This window comes from Undibacterium sp. GW821-FHT11B02, from assembly GCF_058808955.1.
This window is the reverse complement of the sequence record NZ_JBXASD010000006.1, coordinates 197,511-218,825: the sequence shown is the minus strand read 5'-3', so window position 1 is coordinate 218,825 and position 21,315 is coordinate 197,511. Positions and strand designations below refer to the sequence as shown.

Genomic DNA, 21,315 nt, shown 5'->3' with positions numbered 1-21,315 from the left:
AGACAAATTTCCTTGGTAAGCGTGGTAATTGCGCAATTTATTGCTTGCCCTGTGTGCAACTCTTAGGCACCACCAGCAAAACCATTTTGTCGCCATGCTTCGTAGACTACTACTGCCACCGTGTTTGACAAATTCAGACTACGGTTGTTTGGCCGCATCGGCACACGAATGCGCTGACCTGGCGGGAATGATTCTCGCAATGTTGGTGCCAGACCGCGTGTTTCAGCACCAAATACAAAATAATCCCCTGGCTGAAAAGCCAGGTTGGCAAAGGGGGTGGAACCATGTGTTGTCATCGCAAACATGCGTTGCCGGTCTGGTTGTTCCGCAGTCAGGAAGGCATCCCAGTTTTTATGTACTTTCATGGTGGCATAGTCATGGTAATCCAGACCGGCACGCTTCATCTTGCTGTCGTCCAGTGGAAAACCCAAAGGTTCGATCAGGTGCAGTTGCACTCCGGTGTTGGCGCACAGACGTATGATATTGCCAGTATTTGGCGGTATTTCCGGTTCAACCAGGACGACATGAAACAAGGTATTTCCTTCATTAAGTATAGGGAAGGGTGCGGGCGAATATATAGGTGCTGACTTTGGCCGCACCAAAACGTTTTAGCATTGTAGCGATTTCATGCATGGTCATGCCAGTGGTCATCACGTCGTCGATGATACCGATGTGCAAGTCCTTTACCGTATGTAACTCGCGCTCATCAATGCTGAAGGCTTGCCTGATATTGTGGGCACGGGCGTCGGTTGGCAGGCTGCTTTGCCTTGCTGTTTCACGGCTTCGATGTAAAAGTGTTGTGTGCAAGGGCACACCCAGTTGCTGTGATAACGGTCGGGCAATTTCCAGTGCCTGATTGAAGCCGCGCTCGGCCAGTCTTTGCGCGCCCAGTGGGACGGCGCATAGGTAATGTGGCAATTCAAAAGCAGGCCGATGCAGGATACTATCCCTCAGCATGGCGGCAAACCACGGAGCGAGCGCTAACTGATGTCCAAATTTGAGCGCCAGCACCAGTTGATCTTGTGGGGCTGCATAGTCACAGACAGCTATTGTCATGTCAAAAGCGGGTGGATTGCGTAGACAATCACCACAACGCGGACTGGCGGCGTTGGCTGGCAAGGGCAGGGCGCATTGCAGGCAGCGCTCCTGGCGGCGCTCAAGATAGGCATGGCGACAGGCTGCACAGACTGCCATGTCGGCCTGTTGCTGGCACAAGGCGCAACTGCCGGGTAACAGTGCGTTGAAACTATTTTTCAGGTGGCGCAACAGGGTAGCGGGTAAGCCTTGCATGACTTTATCTGTGATGAGGGAGGCAAGCGTGTGAGCAAGCGTGTAAACTGCCAGCTTATCGCATCTTCAGTGTTGTTAAAATCATTATTTGCTTATGTTGAGTGCACCCATAGACTTGCAACTGGTTCGCCGCCTGTTTGCTCAACCGGAAAAAATCCGGCCATCCGCCTTCTTGCGACGTGAAATCGCCAGCCGCATGCGGGAAAAACTGGAATTGGTGAAAATCCAGCCACAAAGCCTGCTGGATGCCGGCTGCGGTGAAACCGATGATGTGGCTGAGTTGCAAAAAAGTTATCTAGGTGCAATTGCTTACGGTGTTGATGCTTCTTTACCAATGCTGCAAGCGGGATTGCAAAAACAACAAGCTACTATGTCGGTGTTAGGTCGTTTGTTGGCGAAGTGGGTACCGGGGGTATTGCGACCAGATGCCGCCCAGCAACTACTATGCGCTGACTTTGCCCGTTTACCATTGGCGAATGCGTCCATGGACTTGATTTGGTCGAATCTGGCCTTGCATTGGCATCCGCAGCCCGATCTGGTATTTGCCGAATGGCGCCGGGTATTGCGTACGGAGGGCTTGCTGATGTTTTCCTGCTTTGGCCCGGATACCCTGATTGAGTTACGTCAGGCTTTTACCGGTGTCGATGAGTTGCCACACACCATACCTTTTGTTGATATGCATGATTTTGGTGACATGCTGGTCAATGCCGGATTCTCCACGCCAGTCATGGACATGGAGAAAATAACGTTAACCTATGCCAACGCAGAAAAACTGTTGCAGGATGTTCGTGCTATTGGCGGCAACCCTTTGATGACGCGCCGCCAGGGTTTATTTGGCCGCTCTGCTCACCGCAAATTGTTGGCTAATCTGGAAAAACAGCGCAATGCACAGGGACAGTTAGAGTTGAGTTTCGAAATTGTATATGGTCATGCATTCCGCCCCGTATCCAGAAAAACGGCTGCAGGCGAAGCCATTGTACGTTTTGATCCGCACAAAAAGGGCTTTTAATTCACATCAAGAAATAGGCAGAAAGAGAGATTTCCCAGTACAAATCTTTGTGACATTTGAGCCAGATCATGGCTGAGCATTATGTATTCTGCTTGATATCACCGTGCTTTACGCCTTATACTCTCGCAGTTGTGGAAGTTGCCGGTACGCATTTGTGATTTTTGAATCTGTGTCCCTGGCGCTCTGTTAAAAGAATTCTAATCGGGTTTTGGGGAAATTCATGAAACATGCTAAGCGATTAAAGTCGTTCATGCTGGGTGCTTCGCTGTTGGCGGCAAGTCTGTCGTCTTGGGCGGTGGTGAATGGTCCGGCTGTTGATAGTCAGGGCGGTCCGGCAGTAAAGCAGTTAAATCTGCAGCCACCTGTCACACAAATTGCAGAGCAAATTTATTCCATTCATAACCTGATGCTGGTTATCTGTCTGGTGATTTTTGTTGCAGTTTTCGGAGTGATGTTCTACTCCATTTTGAAGCATCGCAAATCTGTTGGTCACAAGGCTGCCACTTTCCATGAAAGCACGGCAGTTGAAATTGCATGGACTATCGTCCCATTCATTATCGTTATCGTCATGGCTTTGCCTGCAACCAAAACGGTAGTGGCAATGAAAGACACGTCGAATGCCGACATCACCATTAAAGCCACTGGCATGCAGTGGAAATGGGGTTATGACTATCTGAAAGGTGAGGGCGAAGGCATATCTTTCCTGTCTACCCTGTCTACTCCCCGCACTCAAGTTGGTGCCCCAGGTGTGGAGCCAACTGAAAAACGCGGTGACAACTATCTGCTGGAAGTCGATAACGAAGTGATCGTGCCAGTGAATAAAAAAGTCCGCATCATCACTACTGCTAATGACGTAATTCACTCCTGGACTATTCCAGCTTTTGGTGTCAAGCAAGATGCGATCCCTGGTTTTGTGCGTGATACCTGGTTCAAGGCCGAGAAAATCGGTACTTACCGTGGTCAGTGTGTGGAATTGTGTGGTAAGGAACATGCTTTCATGCCTATCGTGGTGAAAGTGGTTTCTGATGACGATTACAAAAAATGGGTAGACGTCAAGAAAAAGGAAATGGCTGCCAAGGCGGATGATCCAAGCAAAGTCTGGACTATTGATGAACTGAAACAGCGCGGCGAAAAAGTCTATACAGCAAACTGCGTAGCCTGCCATCAGGCAACTGGTAAGGGTGTGCCAGGTGCATTCCCTGCGTTGGATGGTTCTGCTGTGGTCGCAGGGCCAAAAGAAGTCCAGGCCGGCATCGTGTTGAACGGTAAAAATGGCATGCCATCCTGGAAGGCGACTTTGTCAGACACTGAAATTGCAGCTGTAATTACTTACACGCGCAATAGCTGGTCCAATAAAGCGGAACAAAACATCATCCAACCGGCTGAAGTTTTGGCTGCGCGTAAGTAATAAACAGGAAGAACAGGAGAAAAGATGAGCACTACTACAGCTGATCACGCTCACGATCACTCTCACGACCACGCGCATGACCATCCCCATGGTTGGCAGCGCTGGTTGTTTGCAACCAACCATAAAGATATCGGTAGCCTCTATCTGTGGTTCGCTTTCACGATGTTGCTGGCTGGCGGAGTGATGGCGCTGGCTATCCGCAGCGAATTGTTCCAGCCTGGTTTGCAATTGATGCAACCAGAGTTTTTCAACCAACTGACCACCATGCACGGTCTGGTCATGGTGTTCGGTGCGATCATGCCGGCTTTCGTTGGCTTTGCTAACTGGATGATTCCACTGCAAATCGGCGCATCCGATATGGCGTTTGCCCGTATGAACAATTTCTCGTTCTGGTTGATGCCTCCAGCAGCTCTGTTGTTGATGGGTTCCTTCTGGGTACCCGGTGGCGCAACTGCTGCTGGCTGGACCCTGTACGCACCATTGTCCACGCAAATGGGCCCTGGTATGGATATGGCGATTTTCGCTGTCCACATCATGGGTGCATCTTCCATCATGGGTTCGATCAACATCATCACTACCATCCTGAACATGCGCGCTCCTGGCATGACATTGATGAAGATGCCGATGTTCTGCTGGACCTGGTTGATTACTGCTTACCTGCTGATCGCTGTGATGCCGGTTCTGGCTGGTGCGATCACCATGACTTTGACTGATCGTCATTTCGGTACCTCGTTCTTTAATGCTGCTGGCGGCGGTGACCCAGTCATGTATCAACACATTTTCTGGTTCTTCGGACATCCAGAGGTGTACATCATGATTTTGCCGGCATTCGGTATTGTTTCCCAAATCGTTCCGGCGTTTGCCCGCAAGCCTTTGTTTGGTTATGCATCGATGGTGTATGCAACCGCATCCATCGCGATTCTGTCTTTCATCGTTTGGGCGCATCACATGTTCACAACCGGTATGCCAGTCACGGCACAGTTGTTCTTCATGTATGCCACCATGCTGATTTCGGTACCTACCGGCGTGAAAGTGTTTAACTGGGTCGCCACAATGTGGAAAGGCTCGATGACTTTCGAGACACCTATGTTGTTTGCTGTCGGCTTTATCTTCGTGTTCACCATGGGTGGTTTTACAGGCCTGATCCTGGCGGTGACTCCGATTGATATCCAGTTGCAAGATACCTACTACGTAGTTGCCCACTTTCATTATGTGTTGGTGGCGGGTTCTCTGTTTGCATTGTTCGCCGGTTATTACTACTGGAGTCCAAAGTGGACAGGTTTCATGTACAACGAACTGCGCGGCAAGATCCACTTCTGGGGCTCGCTGATTTTGTTCAACGTGACTTTCTTCCCTATGCACTTCCTGGGTCTGGCTGGTATGCCACGTCGTTATGCTGATTACCCTGCACAGTTCACTGATTTCAATCAGCTTGCAACTATCGGTGCGTTTGGTTTTGGTTTGATGCAGGTGTACTTTATTCTGGCAGTGGTTATTCCTTCCATCAAAGGTGGCCAGCCTGCACCTGCGAAACCATGGGATGGTGCTGAAGGCCTGGAATGGACAGTGCCTAGTCCTGCGCCTTTCCATACGTTTGAAGAACCACCAGAATTTAAATAATAGTTGTATGGCTTAGGCTTGCTCCGGTCGTACCGGAGCAAGACAAAAAATGAGTAATCAAAAGAAACCGAATAACTTGAAAACAGCAATTATTTTGTTTTCCGTGGCGTTGGTATTTTTTGCCGGGGTCATCATTAAACAGACCTGGCTACGCTGATAGGATAGTTGTATGTTGCAAGAATCCGGTTCAGGTGGCAAGCGCAAGCTGAATGCAAAGATGCTGGGCAAGTTGCTTGTCATTGCAGTCCTGATGTTTGGTTTCGGTTATGCGCTGGTACCGATTTACAAGCAGATTTGTGAATTGACAGGGGTTAATATTCTGACTCCCAAGGATATTTCGGTAAAAGAAATATCGAATTCCCAGATCGACAGAAGTCGTGAAGTTACCGTAGAGTTTGATGCGAATACGCAAGGTCCATGGCGGTTTCGACCCACTGTGGCAAGCATGAAAGTGCATCCTGGTGAGATGACGCAAGTCGTCTACGAAGTAGTCAATAAGCAGGCTTATAAAATGGATGCGCAGGCGATACCAAGCTATGCACCGCAGCAGGCAAGCAGCTACTTCAAGAAAATGGAATGTTTTTGCTTCAAGCAGCAAACGCTGGGACCGAATGAAGCGCGGCAAATGCCTGTAGTGTTTTATATAGACCCGGCCTTGCCCAAGGATGTAAAGACGATTACCTTGTCTTACACTTTCTTTGAAGTGGGTGGCAAACCGCAAGTGGTAGCGGGTGAAGGGCAGGGTAAGACATGACTGATTTGAAAGAGGCCAGCAAACGTAAGGCTTCGTTTCTGGCAACAATGAAAGCCGTATTCTGGTCGTTTTTAGGGATACGCAAGAAAAATGATTATGAGCAGGATGCAGCGCAGTTGAATCCTGTTCACGTGATAATTGCAGGCATCATAGGCGCGTTGATTTTTATTGGAACGCTGATCATGATCGTGAAGCACGTTGTCGCGAAATAACAATTCAAGTAGTACATTAAATTGCATCGGGAGATGGAAATGAGTTCTCAACACGCTAAAGCGCCATATTATTTTGTGCCTGGCCCATCCAAGTGGCCAGTGCTTGGTGGCTGCTCCTTATTGCTGACCATGCTTGGTGCTTCTGCCTGGGTAAATGGTCAGGCCTGGGGTTCTTACCTGAACTTCGCAGGTATCATTCTGACCCTGGTGGTGTTGTACAACTGGTTTGGTGACGCGATTGCCGAATCCGAAGGCGGTAAATACAGTGCACGTATTGATGTATCCTTCCGCTGGAGCATGAGCTGGTTCATCTTCTCTGAAGTGATGTTCTTTGCGGCTTTCTTTGGTGCTCTGTTTTATGCGCGCAGTATCAGTATGCCCTGGCTGGCTGATCTGGATCATAAGGTATTGTGGCCTGACTTCGCCGCCAACTGGGGTAATACTGGTCCAGCTGGCACGATTGAGGCTTTCAAAACCATGGGCCCTTTCCCTATCCCGACCATCAATACGGCATTGTTGCTGACTTCTGGTGTGACACTGACGATTGCTCACCACGCCTTGCGTGAAGGTCATCGTGCGAAAACTGCATTCTGGTTATTTGCCACGGTGTTGCTGGGTGCAGTGTTCATGGGCTTTCAGGCATATGAATACATCCATGCTTATCATGAACTGAACCTGAAACTGACTTCCGGCATCTATGGTTCCACATTCTTCATGCTGACTGGTTTCCATGGCTTCCATGTGACCATGGGCGCGATCATGTTGTCCGTCGTACTGTATCGTGTGATGAAGGGTCATTTCACTCCGGAACACCATTTCGCATTCGAAGGTGCGGCTTGGTACTGGCACTTTGTTGACGTGGTCTGGCTCGGCCTCTACGTTGTTGTATACTGGCTGTAAGTGTTTGTTAGCTACCTAGCGTGGCGTAAAAAAAGCCGCACAGATCGTGCGGCTTTTTTACATATATATAAAACACTTGACGGGCAGTAATTAGTCCAATTCGTGGATTAACTGATCAGGGGTTTTATAGTCAGACTCATCTGATGCCGGTTGGCTGTATCAGGCCATAATGATTGGCCAGCAAGATCAGCAAAAACAGGCTGATGGAAAATCCAACACGAAATGCCAATGCTTTGACGGTGCGATTGCTCTTCCCTTTGTCCTTCATCAGATACACCAGCGCTGATCCCAGGCTGAATATGATGAGGAAAAACGCGATGGCGACAAGAATTTTCATACTGAGCTATTGTTCGAGCTGGTTAGATTGATGCTCTCATTGTAATACCTTAAGACCCGAATGCCTATTTCCTTCCGTTTTCGTCTGCTTCCCTTTATTGTTTGCCTGCTGCTCGTCAGTCTGGGAATCGTATTGGCACAATGGCAGACCAGGCGTGCGCAGGAAAAAGAATTGATCGCTGGACAGTTGGCTGATCGCCAGCGTTTGCCGGTACTGGCTTTAACGACTACTACCCCATCAAGTGAAATACTGGCGTTTCGTAAGCTACAGTTGCGTGGTCAGTTCATTAGTGAATGGGCCATCTACCTGGATAACCGTCCTTTGCAAGGCAAGGCTGGGCTGTACGTATTGACGCCTTTCAAGTTGGCAGGCAGCAATCGTTATGTGTTGGTAGCCAGAGGCTGGCAGCAACGCGATGCGCGTGACCGCCTGCATGTGTCAGCCATGCCCGCACCAACAGGTGAGCTGGTTCTGGAAGGCATAGTCAGAGACAAGCTTGATCGTGTCATGCAACTTGGGCAGCCAGAAGAAGTCAAACCGGGCAGTATTATGCAGAATCTGGAGTTGGAAGCATTGGCGCAGCGAACCGGATGGGATTTCTACCCCTTCGTGCTGGAACAAACCACGGCGACCCAGGATAACTTGTCACGAGACTGGCCTTTACCTTCCGCTGGTGCAGATAAACACAGGGGCTACGCCTTTCAGTGGTATGCGCTGGCCCTGATGGCTTTTGTATTTTTTGTTGTTACTGGATTTCGTCGTGGAAAAAATGGATAAAAAAACTTCTGGTGGTCGCTGGAAATTATTGCTGGTGCTGGCGGTTTGTGCTGCTCCCATGATTTTTTCCTATTTGGCTTACTATGTCATCAAGCCCAGTGGTCGCACCAATTACGGCATCATACTTGACCCACGCAATTATCCCATGCCGAAAATAGCCGGCCATCCTCTGGGGGCTTCTGCAACTGATCCCGTGGTCGGGCTGGAAGCCTACAAAGGCAAGTGGATCATGCTGCAAGTGGACAGCGGTGCCTGTGCCGAAGCATGCCAAAAGAAAATGTATGACATCCGTCAATTGCGTGTAGCTCAGGGCAAGGAAATGGACAGGATAGAGCGTGTCTGGCTGATTACGGATGATGTTGCCATCGATACCACATTGATACGCCAATACGACGGTGCTCGCATGTTGAAGGTGGATCCGGCGGTGCTCAAGTCCTGGTTGCCGACAGATAGTGGCACGCAGATCAGCGACCATATCTATATGATTGATCCTATTGGTAACCTGATGATGCGCTTCCCCAAAGATGCTGACCCGAACAAGATCAAAAAAGACCTCGGCAAATTATTGCGTGCTTCCGCGATAGGGTGACGTATGTGGTTGCAACTTGCATTGACGGGTTTGATGGTAGCGGTCATACCGCTGACCCTTGTCATTTTTTCCCGGGAAAAGAACAAGTACCGCAAACTGATCGCGGTTACGGTGGCGCTGACCTTTGAACTCATCATGTTTGGTGCCTTTACGCGGCTGACCGATTCCGGCCTTGGCTGCCCAGACTGGCCGGGTTGCTATGGTCAGGCCAATCCCCTGCAATCTCATGCGGCTATCAAGGCAGCAGAAATTGCCATGCCTACCGGACCGGTGACCTTGCAAAAAGCCTGGATAGAAATGGTTCATCGCTACCTGGCCATGAGCGTGGGTGTACTGATCGTGGCACAAATGGCGATTGCCTGGGTCCGTAGAAGACAATTGAATGCAGCTCCCTGGTTATCCACTTTCCTGTTTTTCTTTGTCTGCCTGCAGGGAGCCTTCGGTGCATGGACGGTAACCCTGAAGCTCCAGCCTGTCATAGTGACTACTCACTTGATTCTTGGCATGGGCTTGTTGGCATTGCTCAGTGCCAGTCTGGAACAACAAAGCCGTCAGGGCGATGCGTTGCAACAGGCAGATGCCCGCCGTCTGCTCTGGCCAGCCAGTCTGGCTTTGCTACTGCTCTTCATGCAAATTGCCCTGGGAGGCTGGGTAAGTACCAACTATGCTGCTTTGGCTTGTCATGATTATCCTTTATGTAATGGTCAAGCGGTGCCAGCCATGGACTTTGAACACGGTTTCAGCCTGTGGCGACAATTGGGGCAAACCGTGAGTGGCGACTATCTTCCTTTCAATGCCCTGGTAGCGATACAATGGGGGCATCGTAATTTTGCCTTGCTGGTGGTGGCCGTTTGCCTGTGGGTTGGCTGGAAAACCCTCCAAACCCCTGGCCTGGAAACCTTGGGCAGGAACATCCTCTTGGCGATTGTTGCCCAGTTCGTGATCGGTGTGTCCACCGTCTTTTTTTCCTGGCCGCTGTTACTGGCAGTTTTGCACAATGGTGGCGCAGCGACCCTTGTGCTATTGCTTACCATGTTAAACTACCGCATAAGGCATGTGAGCCTTGCCGCTGCCAAAGATAGATCATGACCACTTTAAGTTTGTCCTCCAACCGCTTAGCTCAGTACTGGGCTTTGACCAAGCCCCGTGTCACCCAGCTTGCCGTGTTTTGTGCCGTGATAGGCATGTTTCTGGCAACGCCGGACTTGCCCGACTGGCGCATAGTCGTTGCTGCCACAATCGGTATCTGGCTGCTGGCCGGAGCCGCCTTTGCAGTTAATTGCCTGGTGGAAAAAGAAATTGATTCGCGCATGGCAAGAACCGCGCGTCGTGCGACAGCCCAGGGGGAAATCAGCGTTCTCCAGACACTGGTATTTTCTGGCGTTATTGGCGGCATGGGTATGTGGATACTGTTCACCATGGTCAATCCGCTGACGATGTGGCTGACCTTTGTCACCTTTGTCGGCTATGCCGTGGTGTATACCATTATCCTGAAACCAGCGACGCCACAAAATATCGTCATCGGTGGCCTGTCTGGGGCCATGCCACCGGCATTGGGTTGGGCCGCTGTTGCCAACGATGTACCCATGCAGGCCTGGTTGCTGGTCCTGATTATCTTTGTTTGGACGCCACCACATTTCTGGGCGCTGGCGATGTATCGCCGCGATGATTACGCGCGCTCGGGTTTGCCGATGTTGCCGATCACCCATGGCCTGGAATTTACGCGTTTCCATATCTGGCTGTATACCATTGTCCTGTTCGCCACCACCATGCTGCCTTATGCAGTACACATGAGTGGCATGATCTATCTGGTCAGTGCAGTGATACTGGGTACAATTTTCTTGTGGTATGCATGGCGTATCTACAAACATTATGACGATGTGCTTGCACGCAAGACGTTTGCCTTTTCCATCATTTACTTGTCTTTGTTGTTTGCAGCTTTGCTGATTGACCACTACATCAAGCTATGAAGATATCCAATCTATTCAAGGGCTTGGCGGTCGCCTTGCTTGCGGTGTCCCTGCTGGCCTGCCAGAAACCGGCAGAAAAGTTTATCAATACCGATTTGACCGGACTCGATTACGCCAGGGACTTTGCCCTGACCGACCACAACGGTAAACCACGTACCTTGGCGGATTTCCGTGGCAAGGCAGTCGTGATTTTCTTCGGTTATACCCAGTGCCCGGATGTTTGCCCGACTACCATGGTGGAAATGGCGAATGTCATGAAAGGTCTAGGGCCGCTGGCGCAAAAAGTGCAGGTCCTGTTTGTGACGATAGACCCGGAAAGGGATACCCAGGCGTTGCTGGCCAATTATGTACCGAATTTTGATCCCAGCTTCCTCGGCTTATATGGCGATGCTGCCGCTACCGCCAAAGTTGCCAAGGACTTCAAGGTGTTTTATCAAAAGGTTGAAGGCAAAACGCCTGGCAGCTATACCATGGATCACACAGCAGGCAGCTATGTATTTGATCCCGAAGGCCGTATTCGCCTGTTCCTGCGGCATGGACAGGGGCCAGAGCCGATTGTTCATGATTTGAAGATGTTGCTGCAATGATCAGGTCGACAGCAGCATAGAAAAATCGACACAAAATCAGACGCAAAAATTAAAAAAGGCACTCAATTGAGTGCCTTTTTCATGCAGTGCCGGAGTTTCAGGAAGTGAAACTGGCGAGACTGCCTTTCATTTTCTTCAGTGCCGCACTTTCGATCTGACGTATGCGTTCGGCAGATACGCCATATTCATCCGCCAGCTCATGCAAAGTAGCACCGGTACCGTCATCATTTTTCAACCAGCGTGCTTCAATGATGTGACGTGAACGGTCATCCAGCTTGGCCAGTGCAGATTCCAGACCTTCGCTTTGCAGGCGATCATACTGACGTGTTTCCAGAACACGGGTAGGCTCGTCTGACTCTGTTTTCAGATAGGCGATAGGAGCAAATTTTTCATCATCGTCGTCGGTAGGCGCATCCAGGGCAATATCATGTCCAGACAAGCGCATTTCCATTTCAATGACTTCTTCGCGTTTGACATCCAGCGTTGATGCCAGGGCATCAATTTGCTTGGGTGTCATCGCGTCCAGGCCTTCTTTGTGGCTACGCAGGTTAAAGAACAACTTGCGTTGTGCTTTGGTTGTTGCCACTTTGACCAAACGCCAGTTTTTCAGGATGTATTCATGCATCTCAGCCTTGATCCAATGCATGGCATAGGACACCAGACGCACACCTTGATCAGGGTCGAAACGCTTGACGGCTTTCATCAGGCCGATATTACCCTCCTGAATCAGATCAGCGTGGGGCAGACCATAGCCGAGGTAGCCGCGTGCAATCGAGACAACCAGGCGCAGATGCGACATAACCAGTTGTTGCGCTGCTGCGAGATCATTGTCGTTACGCAATTTTCTTGCATAATCAATCTCTTCCTCATGCGTAAGCATGGGCAGGCGATTGACTGCCGAGATATAGGCATCAATATTTCCCAGCGTGCCGCTAAAGCCCAAGGCCAATGCGGTGCTGTCAGTAGCGGGGACTAATTGTGTCGTAGTTGTTGCCATTTTTCCTCCTCATTGCTGCCATTCTGAGTATGAATTACCCAATTTGGCTCTTTCAAGTTCTTATATTAGCACTCTCTTGCGAAGAGTGCTAATACTGTGATCCTATGAATTACATCAAAAAAATCTATCAAAAAACTTGTATTAATATGAAGTACTTATGAAACTTAGATAGCTACCTGCTCTGAAAGTTGCAATAGTTCAGGTAAATTTTCACTTTACAAGACTATCTGGATGTAAAGAGCCACGAATTTAACTTGCCCGTGCCAGTTGTCGTCTGACAGATAACCAGACCCCGATCAGTCCCAACAACATGCTGACAGCCAGTAATATCAGGCTGGGCAGCATGCCCAGAGGTGCCAGATGGAATTCGGATGCATATAATTTGGCAAATTCAGCAATGGCACGATTCAAGGGTTGTAGGGCCGCCGCAATCAAACCCAGCGCCGTACCACCGGCTAGCAAGCCTAGCAGAGCACCTGTGTAGTAATAAGGCTTGTGGATGAAACTATTGGTCGCCCCCAGCAGGCGGGTGACAGCAATTTCTGACTGGTGCGAGATGACTTGTAGCCGGGTGGCATTAAATACCACCACCACCACGACCACAGAAAGTGTTGCCGCCAGGAACAATAAACCCAGTTGCATGATTTGAACCAGTGCCGCCAGCCGCTTGACCCAGGCTGAATCCAGTTGCACAACATCCACATCAGGCATTTGCTTGATATCTTCTACCAATGCGTCGAGCTTGCCTGCATCATTGTTCGACAGCGACAGGATATACGCATCTGGCAAAGGGTTGCCACCCAATGTGGATAACACTTCGGCAAGATTGGAAGATTGTTCCAGGCTGGCCAGTGCCTTGTCCTTGGGGATGAAATTCAGACTGGCAGTAATATTTTTTTCTTTGAGTAACTTTTTGATCGGTATCGATAAAGCGGTGGCCGTTGGACGTGGCGTGTCCGGGGCTACAAAGATGCTGATTTCTGGCTCTATCGACAATTGTGAAGAGATCGGCCGGATATTTTCTATCAGCGTGAGGCCGGCGATGGGCAGTGCCAGTGCAATGGCGACCACCAGCACATTGAACAAGAAATTACCGGGGCTACCCCGTAAATGTGTCATTGCACTTTTTAGGGCAAACAGATGCTGGCGAAACCAGATGGTCATGAATTCTTCCTCTGTGGGCAGCTAATAACAATAATAATCAGGCGGCAAGCGACGATTTCCAGGTATTCACGACCTGGCCCCGGCTCAGATAAATCACGCGGCTGGCCTGGTCAAGAAACTGTTCGTCATGACTGGAAATAATGCAGGTCACGCCTGCGCTCTGGAAAGCCTTGAGCGCACCCAGGACCTTGTTGGCATTTTCGCGATCCAGAAAGGCAGTCGGTTCGTCTGCCAGTATGATCTGTGGTCGATTGACGATGGCGCGGGCAATCGCAGCCCTTTGCTGCTCTCCACCAGATAAAGCCATGGGCAAGCTGGATGCTTTGTCCGGTAAACCAACTTTTTCCAGGGCAATGCGGGCGCGTTGCTCTGCTTCGGAAGATGAAGCGCCAGCGACGATCAGGGGCAGCATGACATTAGACAGTACGCTGCGGTCGGTCAATAATTTCTGGTCTTGCAGTATCAGGCCGAGCTTGCGGCGCAGATAGGGCAGGCTGCCAGCCTTCAGTTTGCTGACATCCTGGCCATTGACGCTGACCTTGCCGCCAGTGGGTTTCTCTATACCTGCGATCATTTTCAACAGGGTAGATTTGCCGGCACCAGAAGGGCCTGCCAGAAAAATCAGTTCACCGTCAGCTATCGATAGTGACACATCTTTCAAGGCATAAGCATCTTGCGAATATTGTTTGCTGACGTGTTCAAAGACTATCATGGTCGGCCAATTCAGAGTGAACGAAAGAAGTGGTAGTGAGCATTCAAATTCTGTTTTATTTAGGACTTACGAAAAATCACCCCAGCTGCGTTGCAGCTCTTCTCCCAGGACGCCGCGTACTATTCGTACTGTCTTCGTTGCTGCGTCTTGCTGGGACAATTTTGCGTAAGTCCTATTGTTAATACGGTAGTGCCGAAGCAAAACTACTGCAGTTGCGTAAGTCCGGCACTGCTGTGATGGTTATAAAGCTTAAACCGCAACAACCCAGCTCAGTTCAGTAAGGCATCCACAAATTCCTGGGCATTGAAGGGTTGCAAGTCTTCAATCTGCTCGCCTACACCAATGAAATACACTGGCACCGGGCGATTTTTGGCAATCGCTGCCAATACCCCGCCTTTGGCCGTGCCATCCAGTTTGGTGATCACCAGGCCGGTAAGCTGCAATGCATCGTCAAATGCCTTGACCTGTGCCAGGGCATTTTGGCCGGTATTGCCATCGATGATCAGCAGCACCTCCTGTGGTGCACCTTCCATACCCTTACCTATCACGCGCTTGATTTTTTTCAGTTCTTCCATCAGATGCAACTGGGTAGGCAGGCGTCCGGCAGTATCTACCATTACCACGTCAGTGCCGCGAGCGCGGGCCGACGCGACGGCATCAAATGCTACTGCCGCCGGGTCGCCGGATTCCTGCGAGATGACAGTGACATTATTGCGTTCACCCCAGATCGTCAACTGCTCACGGGCAGCAGCGCGGAAGGTGTCGCCAGCTGCCAGCAAGACCGACTGCTGATGGTTTTGCATATGCTTGGCCAACTTGCCTATGGTCGTGGTCTTGCCGGCACCGTTGACGCCGGTAATCATCATGACCAATGGCTGATAACGTCCCAGCTCCAGCGGTTTTTGCAAGGGAGTGAGTAATTCCAGCAGCAATACTTTCAGTGCGGCTTTGACTTGCTCGGCTTCGGTCAGTTTTTCTTCCTTGACTTTTTTCTTCAGCCCGTCCAGCAGGAATTGTGTGGCTTCAACGCCAGCATCTGCGGTCAGCAAGGCAGCTTCCAGCTCTTCATACAAATCATCATCAATGCGAGCGCCGATGAAGAGGGTGGTAAGATTCGTGGATGTCTTGGCCAAACCCGCTTTCAGGCGGCTTAGCCATGAACGTTTTGGTTCTGCTTGAGCGACTTCAGCAATGACTGGCGCTGATGGTATGGTGGTTTCGGCTGTTGTGACGGCAGGTGCTACAACAGCAGGAGGCGCAATAACGGGTGCAATAGCAGGCGCAATAACGGACGCAACAACTGGCGCTTCTTCTTTGGGCTTCTTTTTAAAAAAACTAAACATCGGGAATGATTTACCGGAATGCGGATGGCCAGAATGCCCATCCTGATATGAGAATGCTGCCATTCTAACAGACAGCGACCGGTAACTTATGCTCCAGTATCAAGCATGCAATGAAAACAAACAGTAAAAAAATTACAACGATCAAACGTCCCAGTCACCAAGTCAGGATTATTGGCGGGCAATGGAAGCGCACAGCCCTGAGCGTCATAGAAGCAGAGGGCCTGCGCCCTACACCAGACCGCGTGCGTGAAACCGTATTTAACTGGCTAAACCATTTATTGGATAATGCTTGGGAAAACAAGACCTGCCTGGATCTGTTTGCAGGCAGTGGTGCATTGGGTTTTGAGGCGGCCAGTCGGGGCGCGCTGCAGGTGCACATGGTGGAAGCACATACGCCAGCTTTCCGGCAATTGGAACTGATCAGGGAAAAATTGCAAGCAGGGCAATGCATTCTGATACGTGGCGATGCCATCAAAGCTTTGCAGGTATTTGCTGATAAACAACAGAAGATGGATGTTGTTTTCCTGGACCCACCGTTTGGGCAAGATTGGCTGGCCCGTATCCTGCCTTTGTGCCCTCAGGTGATGCATGCCAAGTCCTTTTTATACGTGGAAGCAGAATTTTCACTGGCAGAATCAGATGATGAAAATTTGGCAAAAATACTTTCCGCATGGCAAATTATCAGGGCGGATAAGGCAGGTAGTGTGTTCTTTTATATATTGCAACGCAACATCTTGCCGCATGAGGCGCACGAAAATCAGGCATAATGCCTGCTCAACTTGGTGCATATCCTTATGCAAATTGCGAAAAAGGGAGTGAAGATGGTCACAGCCGTTTATCCGGGAACATTTGATCCGTTGACACGTGGTCACGAAGACCTGGTGCGTCGCGCATCTGGTCTTTTTGATACTTTGGTAGTGGGTGTGGCAGATAGCAAGAGCAAAAAACCTTTTTTCTCTCTGGAAGAACGCCTGACGATTGCCAATGAAGTTTTAGGGCATTATCCAAATGTGAAGGTAGAGAGTTTTTCAGGCCTGCTAAAAGATTTTGTGCGCAAGAATGATGCGCGTGTGATTGTGCGTGGCTTGCGTGCCGTATCCGATTTTGAATATGAGTTCCAGATGGCGGGCATGAATCGTTATCTGTTGCCAGATGTTGAAACCCTGTTTCTGACTCCGTCAGATCAGTACCAGTTCATTTCTGGCACCATCGTGCGTGAGATTGCCATGTTTGGTGGCGATGTATCTAAATTCGTATTCCCTTCCGTTGATCGCTGGCTCAAGCAAAAAGTGGCAGCGCTGAACGACAATAGTTAATGGTTTGCCGGGACATGTTGTGTAAGTCCCGGGTAGTAATAACGGTTTGACACAAACCGATTGAATGAGAAGTGAGCTGGTATGGCCCTGATGATTACGGATGATTGCATCAATTGCGATGTCTGCGAACCTGAATGCCCGAATGATGCAATTTACATGGGCCCGGAAATTTATGAGATCGATCCTCATAAGTGCACCGAATGTGTAGGGCATTACAAAGAACCACAATGCCAGCAAGTGTGTCCGGTCAGTTGCATCCCCTTCAATCCAGAATGGCGTGAAACGCCAGCGCAATTGCAGGCAAAATATGAAAGTCTGCAGGCAGATAAAAAGCCTGCTTAATAAGTCGGCGTAAGCGCGACTAATTCAGCAGCGCCATGTGGATTCAATAGCAGCGCACCTGGTTGCGGCCACTATTCTTAGCTTGATATAGCGCCCGGTCTGCGCGTTGCAGCATATCCCGTGCCACGATGCTGGCGTTGTCCTGGTTGGACTTTTCATCGATGGTGGTCAGGCCTATGGATATCGTTGCCTGACAAGTGCCGGATTCCGTCAAGGTAAACATCTGGCTGCCGATACTCTTGCGTATCCGTTCAGCCACCAGGATGGCGTCGTGCAGATTGGTGTTGACCAGTATCACCACAAATTCTTCTCCGCCAAATCGCCCCAGTGTGTCGCTCAGGCGCAGCTCTGCCTTGATGCGCCTTGCCACTTCTTTCAGCACGTCATCACCACCTTCATGACCATAGCGGTCATTGATTTGCTTGAAAAAATCAATGTCCAGATACATACAGGCGATGCTGTAACGCTGCCTGCGGGCGCGCGCGATTTCTTCCAGCGCTCTTTGTTCCACATAACGGCGGTTGCTGACATTGGTCAGTGGATCAGTCATACCTATGTAGGTCAGGCGCTCATTGTTGATGACATTTTCCAGGCAGATGGCGATGATGGAGCCCAATCGTTCGATAAAATCGGTCGCCATATTCGGCTGGAACCGGTCGGCACGGAAACTTCCTACATTCAGGCAACCTATCAGCCTGTCCTGACGCCGCATAGGAATGATGGCAATGCTTGCCGGTTTCTTGCTGAAGCTGGTGAAATACGATGCATATGCCAGGCTTTGGTAAAGGCCCAACTGCGGCTTTCGCAAGGCCGATTCGGGCTGGCTCAATTCCACCTCATGCCGCAGAAACAGCAGGTGGGGGAATTCATTGAGGTCGATTTTAAGGTCCGCCAGCATTTGCTGCAGGTCGCCGTATTTATCGAACAGCACCAGTGACACCACATCCAGTTCGGAAGTAATTGCCAGTGCGCTGAAAATATTCGTGATTAATTCACGGAAACTGTTGGCACCTATGATTTTCAAATCAAAGCTTTGATGGCGCGCCATGATGCTTTGATTGCGGTGTGCCAGTTCCAGCAGGTTTTCCAGCCGCGCACGCAAGACCTGATTCTCGCGCTGCAAATCCTGCAGTGCGTCCTGAGCATCAAGCTCCAGGGTATCATCGTCGGGGGCGGGGATGGTGTTATCCATATTTACCGGCTTTGCTATTAAAAGGCAATCTGCATATTTACTTCGTCGCCAAGTCGCAAGCTTTGCCCTGCACCGCTATCCAGAATGACATTCATGCCAAAAGTAATGCCACCATCCACCAACGGGTTGGCACGGTAAGTCTGCAAGATGTCCAAAGGGTCGGGACCGATTTCCCCGGTCAGTTGATCTACCGATGGGATAGGGCAACGCGGACAGGGTTTGACTGGTCGTAGCTGTATGTCCGTACCGATTTCAAAACACGCTGCATAATCCTCTTCAAAAGCTTCCATTTCATCCAGCACCACATTCGGACGAAAGCGGTTCATGGGCAAAGTAGCACGCCCCTGTTGTTGCAGGCGATCATTCAAGTCATCCAGGGAGGCAGTACCAGTCAGCAAGATAGGGTAGCCGTCAGAAAAACGGGTGGGCACAAGTTTACCCCCGGTCCATTTTTGATTGGCAAAACGGCGGGTTTGCGGGCCTGAGCGTACCAACCTGCAGCTTATGCCCAGTACCCGGCCAAACCAGGCTGCAGCCTTTTCACCAACGTCCAGAGCTGAAAAATTTTCTTCCCAGATCGTCACCTGTACAGGCGAGCTACCGGACTGCTCAGGCGGTAGTTGCAAGGCAAGTTGTAAAATGGGCATGTCAGGCGCGTGTACCAGCAGTTCACCAGCACCAAGTTCTGGGCGTATGGTTGCCATCAGCGGATATTCCCTTTGCGTCAGGAACAGACCCTGTTCATCAACCAACATCCATTCCCTGTCATGCACGCCGCCAGCGCTGAGGCCGGTATCCGTCAGGACGGCAGTGTTCAGCCGTATGCCAGCACAGGATTTGATCGGGTAAATGTTCAGTTCAGCGATGCTTGGCATGGTAATTGGCTACATTAAGGGCGCTGGGAAGCGGTAGCAGCTATTTTAAAGGGGATCATGGCGTTCATGCGGGCAATTTGCAGGCATATTGTATGCCAGCTCGCGGGCTCAGCGCTGGAACTCAGTGATCAACGTGAAATGCACGGCGGTAAGCCGAGGGTGAAATCCCGAATTCCCGGGCAAAATAGCGCCGCAGTAACAAAGCGGAGCCAAAACCGGTATCCATGGCAATATCATCAATAGAACGCTTGCCTGCTTCAAGTTGCCGCTGAGCCAACACCAAACGTTGATTCAGCAGCCATTTGCCGACGGTAGTGCCAGTTTGCTGCTGAAAATGACGGGTAAAGCTACGTCTGCTCATTAATGCTCTGGCGGCCAACGCATCCAGATGCTGGGTTTCGGCCAGATGCGCCAACATCCATTCCAGCACTTTGGCCAGACGCTCGTCCGTGGCCAGTACTGGCAGTGGCTGCTCTATGTATTGTGCCTGCCCGCCCTGGCGATGCGGAGCAACCACCAGCCGGCGGGCCACATGGGTAGCGGCCTCTGCACCGTAGCTGGTACGCAAGACATGCAGGCAGCAATCAATGCCAGCGGCCGTGCCTGCCGAAGTAATCACGTCACCGTGATCAACATACAACACATTCGGGTCCAGCCTGATCTGCGGATAACGCGCTGAAAATTCTTTTGCCAATGCCCAATGTGTGCTTGCACTCCGCTGATCCAGCAAACCTGCTTCTGCCAGCACAAAGGCACCCAGACAAAGACCTATGATACGAGCTCCAGCCTGATGAGCACGGCGTATTGCTTTTAGCAAGTCAGGCGGGGCCGGACGCAAATCGTCGTGCCAGGAGGGTATCACCACCATGTCGGCACGCGCCAATACATTCAGTCCATAACGTGTCTGTATGTTGAAACCAGCATTGGTGCGCACAGTGTTGACATTGCCTGCCCTGGCATTGTTGCCCGATTTGGGTGGTGCGCTGCACACGCTAAGATTGAATTGTGGCAAGCCGGCACTGCCATGATGTTCACCAAACACCATGCAGGGTACGGACAAGTGAAAAGGGCTGATGCCATCAAAGGCCAGCACTGCAATATTCACACGATTGTCAGAGGTATTTTTGTGCATGGCCCAATTGTATCGAATATTGGCAATTGGGTCACTTATTCAAAAAAGGATTTTCACCGAAAATGATCTACATGGACAGCACGAAGCTGACTATTTTTGATGAACCCAGACAAAAGGAATACGAAATGACTACCCCTGCAGCAAGCCAAAAAGTAAAACGTGCCTTGATCGTCATTGATGTGCAAAATGAATACTTCACCGGCAACATGCTGATTGAATACCCTGATCCTCAAGTATCTTTGCGCAATATAGGCAGGGCGATGGATGCAGCCAAAGAGGCTGGTATTCCCGTACTGGTAGTCCAGCATTCTGCACCTGAAAAGTCGCCTATTTTTGCCCGTGGTTCGCAAAGCTGGCAATTGCATGAAGTCGTCGCCAGCCGCCATGCCGATTACCGCATAGAAAAAAACATGGCCAGCGTGTTTACGGGTACCGATGCCGCAGCATGGCTACAGAAAAATGAAATCACAACGGTCACTGTTGTTGGATACATGACCCAGAACTGCAATGCCAGCACCATTTATGAGGCGGCCCACAATGGGTATACAGTTGAAGTGCTGACGGATGCCAGCGGTGCGCTGCCGTATGCAAATGCGGCTGGCTTTGCCAGTGCGGAAGAAATTCATCGCATCTTTAGCGTAGTGTTTCACTCGAATTTTGCAGCGGTGACAAGTACTGATGACTGGTTGCAGGCGGTGCAGACTGATACCGTGATAGCAAGAAGCAATGTACTGGAATCACATCTGGCTGGTCGCGGGCATCAGGGTAATTAAAATACCAAGCTACATT

The 21,315-nt window shown here is 50.3% G+C and carries 26 protein-coding genes; 16 read left to right on the top strand and 10 right to left on the bottom strand.

All coding sequences use genetic code 11. From position 1 onward, the window contains the following. Positions 1-62 precede the first annotated feature (62 nt). Complete coding sequence (trmL, locus tag AC1RVX_RS14475) at positions 63-533, bottom strand: tRNA (uridine(34)/cytosine(34)/5-carboxymethylaminomethyluridine(34)-2'-O)-methyltransferase TrmL (RefSeq protein WP_493217292.1); 471 nt, start codon at positions 531-533, stop codon at positions 63-65. A gap of 13 nt (positions 534-546) precedes the next feature. After that, a complete protein-coding gene (locus tag AC1RVX_RS14470; RefSeq protein ID WP_493217291.1) occupies positions 547-1,290 on the bottom strand; it encodes a phosphoribosyltransferase family protein in 744 nt (247 codons plus the stop codon). A gap of 94 nt (positions 1,291-1,384) precedes the next feature. Here AC1RVX_RS14470 and AC1RVX_RS14465 point away from each other — a divergent pair, with 94 nt between their 5' ends. The 7 genes from AC1RVX_RS14465 to AC1RVX_RS14435 all read left to right on the top strand — a co-directional run bounded on the left by AC1RVX_RS14465 (position 1,385) and on the right by AC1RVX_RS14435 (position 7,193). Next, positions 1,385-2,299, top strand: coding sequence for a methyltransferase domain-containing protein (locus tag AC1RVX_RS14465; RefSeq protein ID WP_493217290.1), 915 nt, complete (start codon positions 1,385-1,387; stop codon positions 2,297-2,299). 220 nt (positions 2,300-2,519) lie between these two features. Then, a complete protein-coding gene (gene coxB / locus AC1RVX_RS14460) occupies positions 2,520-3,707 on the top strand; it encodes a cytochrome c oxidase subunit II (RefSeq protein WP_493217289.1) in 1,188 nt (395 codons plus the stop codon). A 24-nt stretch (positions 3,708-3,731) separates the two neighbouring features. After that, positions 3,732-5,327, top strand: a complete 1,596-nt coding sequence (ctaD, locus tag AC1RVX_RS14455) for a cytochrome c oxidase subunit I (protein WP_493217288.1) — start codon at positions 3,732-3,734, stop codon at positions 5,325-5,327. Positions 5,328-5,376: 49 nt separating this feature from the next. Further along, on the top strand, positions 5,377-5,484 hold the full coding sequence (locus tag AC1RVX_RS14450) for a cytochrome oxidase small assembly protein (protein WP_493217287.1): 108 nt from the start codon (positions 5,377-5,379) through the stop codon (positions 5,482-5,484). A gap of 12 nt (positions 5,485-5,496) precedes the next feature. Next, positions 5,497-6,081 carry a cytochrome c oxidase assembly protein gene (locus AC1RVX_RS14445; RefSeq protein ID WP_493217286.1) on the top strand — a complete coding sequence of 195 codons (585 nt, stop codon included), beginning with the start codon at positions 5,497-5,499 and terminating at the stop codon, positions 6,079-6,081. Beyond that, the gene (locus tag AC1RVX_RS14440) at positions 6,078-6,293 is read left to right on the top strand and encodes a DUF2970 domain-containing protein (protein ID WP_493217285.1); all 216 of its coding nucleotides are present in this window, start codon (positions 6,078-6,080) and stop codon (positions 6,291-6,293) included. Before AC1RVX_RS14445 ends, AC1RVX_RS14440 begins: the two co-directional genes overlap by 4 nt. 39 nt (positions 6,294-6,332) lie before the next feature. Next, the gene (locus tag AC1RVX_RS14435; protein WP_493217284.1) at positions 6,333-7,193 is read left to right on the top strand and encodes a cytochrome c oxidase subunit 3; all 861 of its coding nucleotides are present in this window, start codon (positions 6,333-6,335) and stop codon (positions 7,191-7,193) included. Between the two features lie 136 nt (positions 7,194-7,329). Here the strand turns inward: AC1RVX_RS14435 and AC1RVX_RS14430 are convergent, their stop codons facing one another. Next, on the bottom strand, positions 7,330-7,530 hold the full coding sequence (locus AC1RVX_RS14430; RefSeq protein ID WP_493217283.1) for a twin transmembrane helix small protein: 201 nt from the start codon (positions 7,528-7,530) through the stop codon (positions 7,330-7,332). Positions 7,531-7,590: 60 nt separating this feature from the next. Here AC1RVX_RS14430 and AC1RVX_RS14425 point away from each other — a divergent pair, with 60 nt between their 5' ends. From AC1RVX_RS14425 to AC1RVX_RS14405, 5 genes are read left to right on the top strand one after another with little or no spacing between them, the layout of a single operon-like run. Beyond that, positions 7,591-8,307 carry an SURF1 family protein gene (locus AC1RVX_RS14425; protein ID WP_493217282.1) on the top strand — a complete coding sequence of 239 codons (717 nt, stop codon included), beginning with the start codon at positions 7,591-7,593 and terminating at the stop codon, positions 8,305-8,307. After that, positions 8,300-8,896, top strand: coding sequence for an SCO family protein (locus AC1RVX_RS14420; protein WP_493217281.1), 597 nt, complete (start codon positions 8,300-8,302; stop codon positions 8,894-8,896). The genes AC1RVX_RS14425 and AC1RVX_RS14420 overlap by 8 nt, the downstream gene beginning before the upstream one ends. Positions 8,897-8,899: 3 nt before the next feature. Next, positions 8,900-9,985, top strand: a complete 1,086-nt coding sequence (locus AC1RVX_RS14415) for a COX15/CtaA family protein (protein ID WP_493217280.1) — start codon at positions 8,900-8,902, stop codon at positions 9,983-9,985. Then, positions 9,982-10,866 (top strand): heme o synthase, encoded by an 885-nt coding sequence (cyoE, locus tag AC1RVX_RS14410; RefSeq protein WP_493217279.1) that lies wholly within the window; start codon positions 9,982-9,984, stop codon positions 10,864-10,866. Before AC1RVX_RS14415 ends, cyoE begins: the two co-directional genes overlap by 4 nt. Then, positions 10,863-11,453, top strand: coding sequence for an SCO family protein (locus AC1RVX_RS14405; RefSeq protein ID WP_493217278.1), 591 nt, complete (start codon positions 10,863-10,865; stop codon positions 11,451-11,453). Before cyoE ends, AC1RVX_RS14405 begins: the two co-directional genes overlap by 4 nt. Before the next feature lie 97 nt (positions 11,454-11,550). Here AC1RVX_RS14405 and rpoH read toward each other — a convergent pair whose 3' ends face one another. The 4 genes from rpoH to ftsY form a co-directional block, all read right to left on the bottom strand. Further along, complete coding sequence (gene rpoH, locus AC1RVX_RS14400) at positions 11,551-12,450, bottom strand: RNA polymerase sigma factor RpoH (RefSeq protein WP_493217277.1); 900 nt, start codon at positions 12,448-12,450, stop codon at positions 11,551-11,553. 249 nt (positions 12,451-12,699) lie between these two features. Continuing rightward, positions 12,700-13,614: a cell division protein FtsX gene (locus tag AC1RVX_RS14395; protein WP_493217276.1), complete on the bottom strand. Its 915-nt coding sequence runs from the start codon at positions 13,612-13,614 to the stop codon at positions 12,700-12,702. A 37-nt stretch (positions 13,615-13,651) separates the two neighbouring features. Beyond that, the gene (locus AC1RVX_RS14390) at positions 13,652-14,326 is read right to left on the bottom strand and encodes a cell division ATP-binding protein FtsE (RefSeq protein ID WP_493217275.1); all 675 of its coding nucleotides are present in this window, start codon (positions 14,324-14,326) and stop codon (positions 13,652-13,654) included. A 269-nt stretch (positions 14,327-14,595) separates the two neighbouring features. Next, a complete protein-coding gene (gene ftsY / locus AC1RVX_RS14385; protein ID WP_493217544.1) occupies positions 14,596-15,669 on the bottom strand; it encodes a signal recognition particle-docking protein FtsY in 1,074 nt (357 codons plus the stop codon). 110 nt (positions 15,670-15,779) lie between these two features. Here ftsY and rsmD point away from each other — a divergent pair, with 110 nt between their 5' ends. The 3 genes from rsmD (at position 15,780) to AC1RVX_RS14370 (ending at position 17,327) form a co-directional block, all read left to right on the top strand. Continuing rightward, complete coding sequence (rsmD, locus tag AC1RVX_RS14380) at positions 15,780-16,436, top strand: 16S rRNA (guanine(966)-N(2))-methyltransferase RsmD (protein WP_493217274.1); 657 nt, start codon at positions 15,780-15,782, stop codon at positions 16,434-16,436. A 54-nt stretch (positions 16,437-16,490) separates the two neighbouring features. Next, positions 16,491-16,985, top strand: coding sequence for a pantetheine-phosphate adenylyltransferase (gene coaD, locus AC1RVX_RS14375; RefSeq protein WP_493217273.1), 495 nt, complete (start codon positions 16,491-16,493; stop codon positions 16,983-16,985). An 81-nt stretch (positions 16,986-17,066) separates the two neighbouring features. Then, complete coding sequence (locus AC1RVX_RS14370; protein WP_493217272.1) at positions 17,067-17,327, top strand: YfhL family 4Fe-4S dicluster ferredoxin; 261 nt, start codon at positions 17,067-17,069, stop codon at positions 17,325-17,327. Between the two features lie 43 nt (positions 17,328-17,370). Here AC1RVX_RS14370 and AC1RVX_RS14365 read toward each other — a convergent pair whose 3' ends face one another. The 3 genes from AC1RVX_RS14365 to AC1RVX_RS14355 form a co-directional block, all read right to left on the bottom strand. Further along, positions 17,371-18,519, bottom strand: a complete 1,149-nt coding sequence (locus tag AC1RVX_RS14365) for a GGDEF domain-containing protein (RefSeq protein WP_493217271.1) — start codon at positions 18,517-18,519, stop codon at positions 17,371-17,373. A gap of 17 nt (positions 18,520-18,536) precedes the next feature. Then, positions 18,537-19,394: an MOSC domain-containing protein gene (locus AC1RVX_RS14360; protein WP_493217270.1), complete on the bottom strand. Its 858-nt coding sequence runs from the start codon at positions 19,392-19,394 to the stop codon at positions 18,537-18,539. A 121-nt stretch (positions 19,395-19,515) separates the two neighbouring features. Then, positions 19,516-20,526 (bottom strand): GlxA family transcriptional regulator, encoded by a 1,011-nt coding sequence (locus AC1RVX_RS14355; protein WP_493217269.1) that lies wholly within the window; start codon positions 20,524-20,526, stop codon positions 19,516-19,518. Positions 20,527-20,651: 125 nt separating this feature from the next. Between AC1RVX_RS14355 and AC1RVX_RS14350 the strand changes: the two genes are divergently transcribed. Beyond that, the gene (locus AC1RVX_RS14350; protein WP_493217268.1) at positions 20,652-21,299 is read left to right on the top strand and encodes a cysteine hydrolase family protein; all 648 of its coding nucleotides are present in this window, start codon (positions 20,652-20,654) and stop codon (positions 21,297-21,299) included. The last annotated feature ends 16 nt before the right edge of the window (positions 21,300-21,315 follow it).

What these genes read in the sequence shown, in the direction of transcription:
- AC1RVX_RS14470 (WP_493217291.1), bottom strand. Translation starts at nt 1,290, where the DNA reads ATGCAAGGCTTACCCGCTACCCTGTTGCGCCACCTGAAAAATAGTTTC.
- AC1RVX_RS14465 (WP_493217290.1), top strand. Translation starts at nt 1,385, where the DNA reads ATGTTGAGTGCACCCATAGACTTGCAACTGGTTCGCCGCCTGTTTGCT.
- coxB (WP_493217289.1), top strand. Translation starts at nt 2,520, where the DNA reads ATGAAACATGCTAAGCGATTAAAGTCGTTCATGCTGGGTGCTTCGCTG.
- ctaD (WP_493217288.1), top strand. Translation starts at nt 3,732, where the DNA reads ATGAGCACTACTACAGCTGATCACGCTCACGATCACTCTCACGACCAC.
- AC1RVX_RS14450 (WP_493217287.1), top strand. Translation starts at nt 5,377, where the DNA reads ATGAGTAATCAAAAGAAACCGAATAACTTGAAAACAGCAATTATTTTG.
- AC1RVX_RS14445 (WP_493217286.1), top strand. Translation starts at nt 5,497, where the DNA reads ATGTTGCAAGAATCCGGTTCAGGTGGCAAGCGCAAGCTGAATGCAAAG.
- AC1RVX_RS14440 (WP_493217285.1), top strand. Translation starts at nt 6,078, where the DNA reads ATGACTGATTTGAAAGAGGCCAGCAAACGTAAGGCTTCGTTTCTGGCA.
- AC1RVX_RS14435 (WP_493217284.1), top strand. Translation starts at nt 6,333, where the DNA reads ATGAGTTCTCAACACGCTAAAGCGCCATATTATTTTGTGCCTGGCCCA.
- AC1RVX_RS14430 (WP_493217283.1), bottom strand. Translation starts at nt 7,530, where the DNA reads ATGAAAATTCTTGTCGCCATCGCGTTTTTCCTCATCATATTCAGCCTG.
- AC1RVX_RS14425 (WP_493217282.1), top strand. Translation starts at nt 7,591, where the DNA reads ATGCCTATTTCCTTCCGTTTTCGTCTGCTTCCCTTTATTGTTTGCCTG.
- AC1RVX_RS14420 (WP_493217281.1), top strand. Translation starts at nt 8,300, where the DNA reads ATGGATAAAAAAACTTCTGGTGGTCGCTGGAAATTATTGCTGGTGCTG.
- AC1RVX_RS14415 (WP_493217280.1), top strand. Translation starts at nt 8,900, where the DNA reads ATGTGGTTGCAACTTGCATTGACGGGTTTGATGGTAGCGGTCATACCG.
- cyoE (WP_493217279.1), top strand. Translation starts at nt 9,982, where the DNA reads ATGACCACTTTAAGTTTGTCCTCCAACCGCTTAGCTCAGTACTGGGCT.
- AC1RVX_RS14405 (WP_493217278.1), top strand. Translation starts at nt 10,863, where the DNA reads ATGAAGATATCCAATCTATTCAAGGGCTTGGCGGTCGCCTTGCTTGCG.
- rpoH (WP_493217277.1), bottom strand. Translation starts at nt 12,450, where the DNA reads ATGGCAACAACTACGACACAATTAGTCCCCGCTACTGACAGCACCGCA.
- AC1RVX_RS14395 (WP_493217276.1), bottom strand. Translation starts at nt 13,614, where the DNA reads ATGACCATCTGGTTTCGCCAGCATCTGTTTGCCCTAAAAAGTGCAATG.
- AC1RVX_RS14390 (WP_493217275.1), bottom strand. Translation starts at nt 14,326, where the DNA reads ATGATAGTCTTTGAACACGTCAGCAAACAATATTCGCAAGATGCTTAT.
- ftsY (WP_493217544.1), bottom strand. Translation starts at nt 15,669, where the DNA reads ATGTTTAGTTTTTTTAAAAAGAAGCCCAAAGAAGAAGCGCCAGTTGTT.
- rsmD (WP_493217274.1), top strand. Translation starts at nt 15,780, where the DNA reads ATGAAAACAAACAGTAAAAAAATTACAACGATCAAACGTCCCAGTCAC.
- coaD (WP_493217273.1), top strand. Translation starts at nt 16,491, where the DNA reads ATGGTCACAGCCGTTTATCCGGGAACATTTGATCCGTTGACACGTGGT.
- AC1RVX_RS14370 (WP_493217272.1), top strand. Translation starts at nt 17,067, where the DNA reads ATGGCCCTGATGATTACGGATGATTGCATCAATTGCGATGTCTGCGAA.
- AC1RVX_RS14365 (WP_493217271.1), bottom strand. Translation starts at nt 18,519, where the DNA reads ATGGATAACACCATCCCCGCCCCCGACGATGATACCCTGGAGCTTGAT.
- AC1RVX_RS14360 (WP_493217270.1), bottom strand. Translation starts at nt 19,394, where the DNA reads ATGCCAAGCATCGCTGAACTGAACATTTACCCGATCAAATCCTGTGCT.
- AC1RVX_RS14355 (WP_493217269.1), bottom strand. Translation starts at nt 20,526, where the DNA reads ATGCACAAAAATACCTCTGACAATCGTGTGAATATTGCAGTGCTGGCC.
- AC1RVX_RS14350 (WP_493217268.1), top strand. Translation starts at nt 20,652, where the DNA reads ATGACTACCCCTGCAGCAAGCCAAAAAGTAAAACGTGCCTTGATCGTC.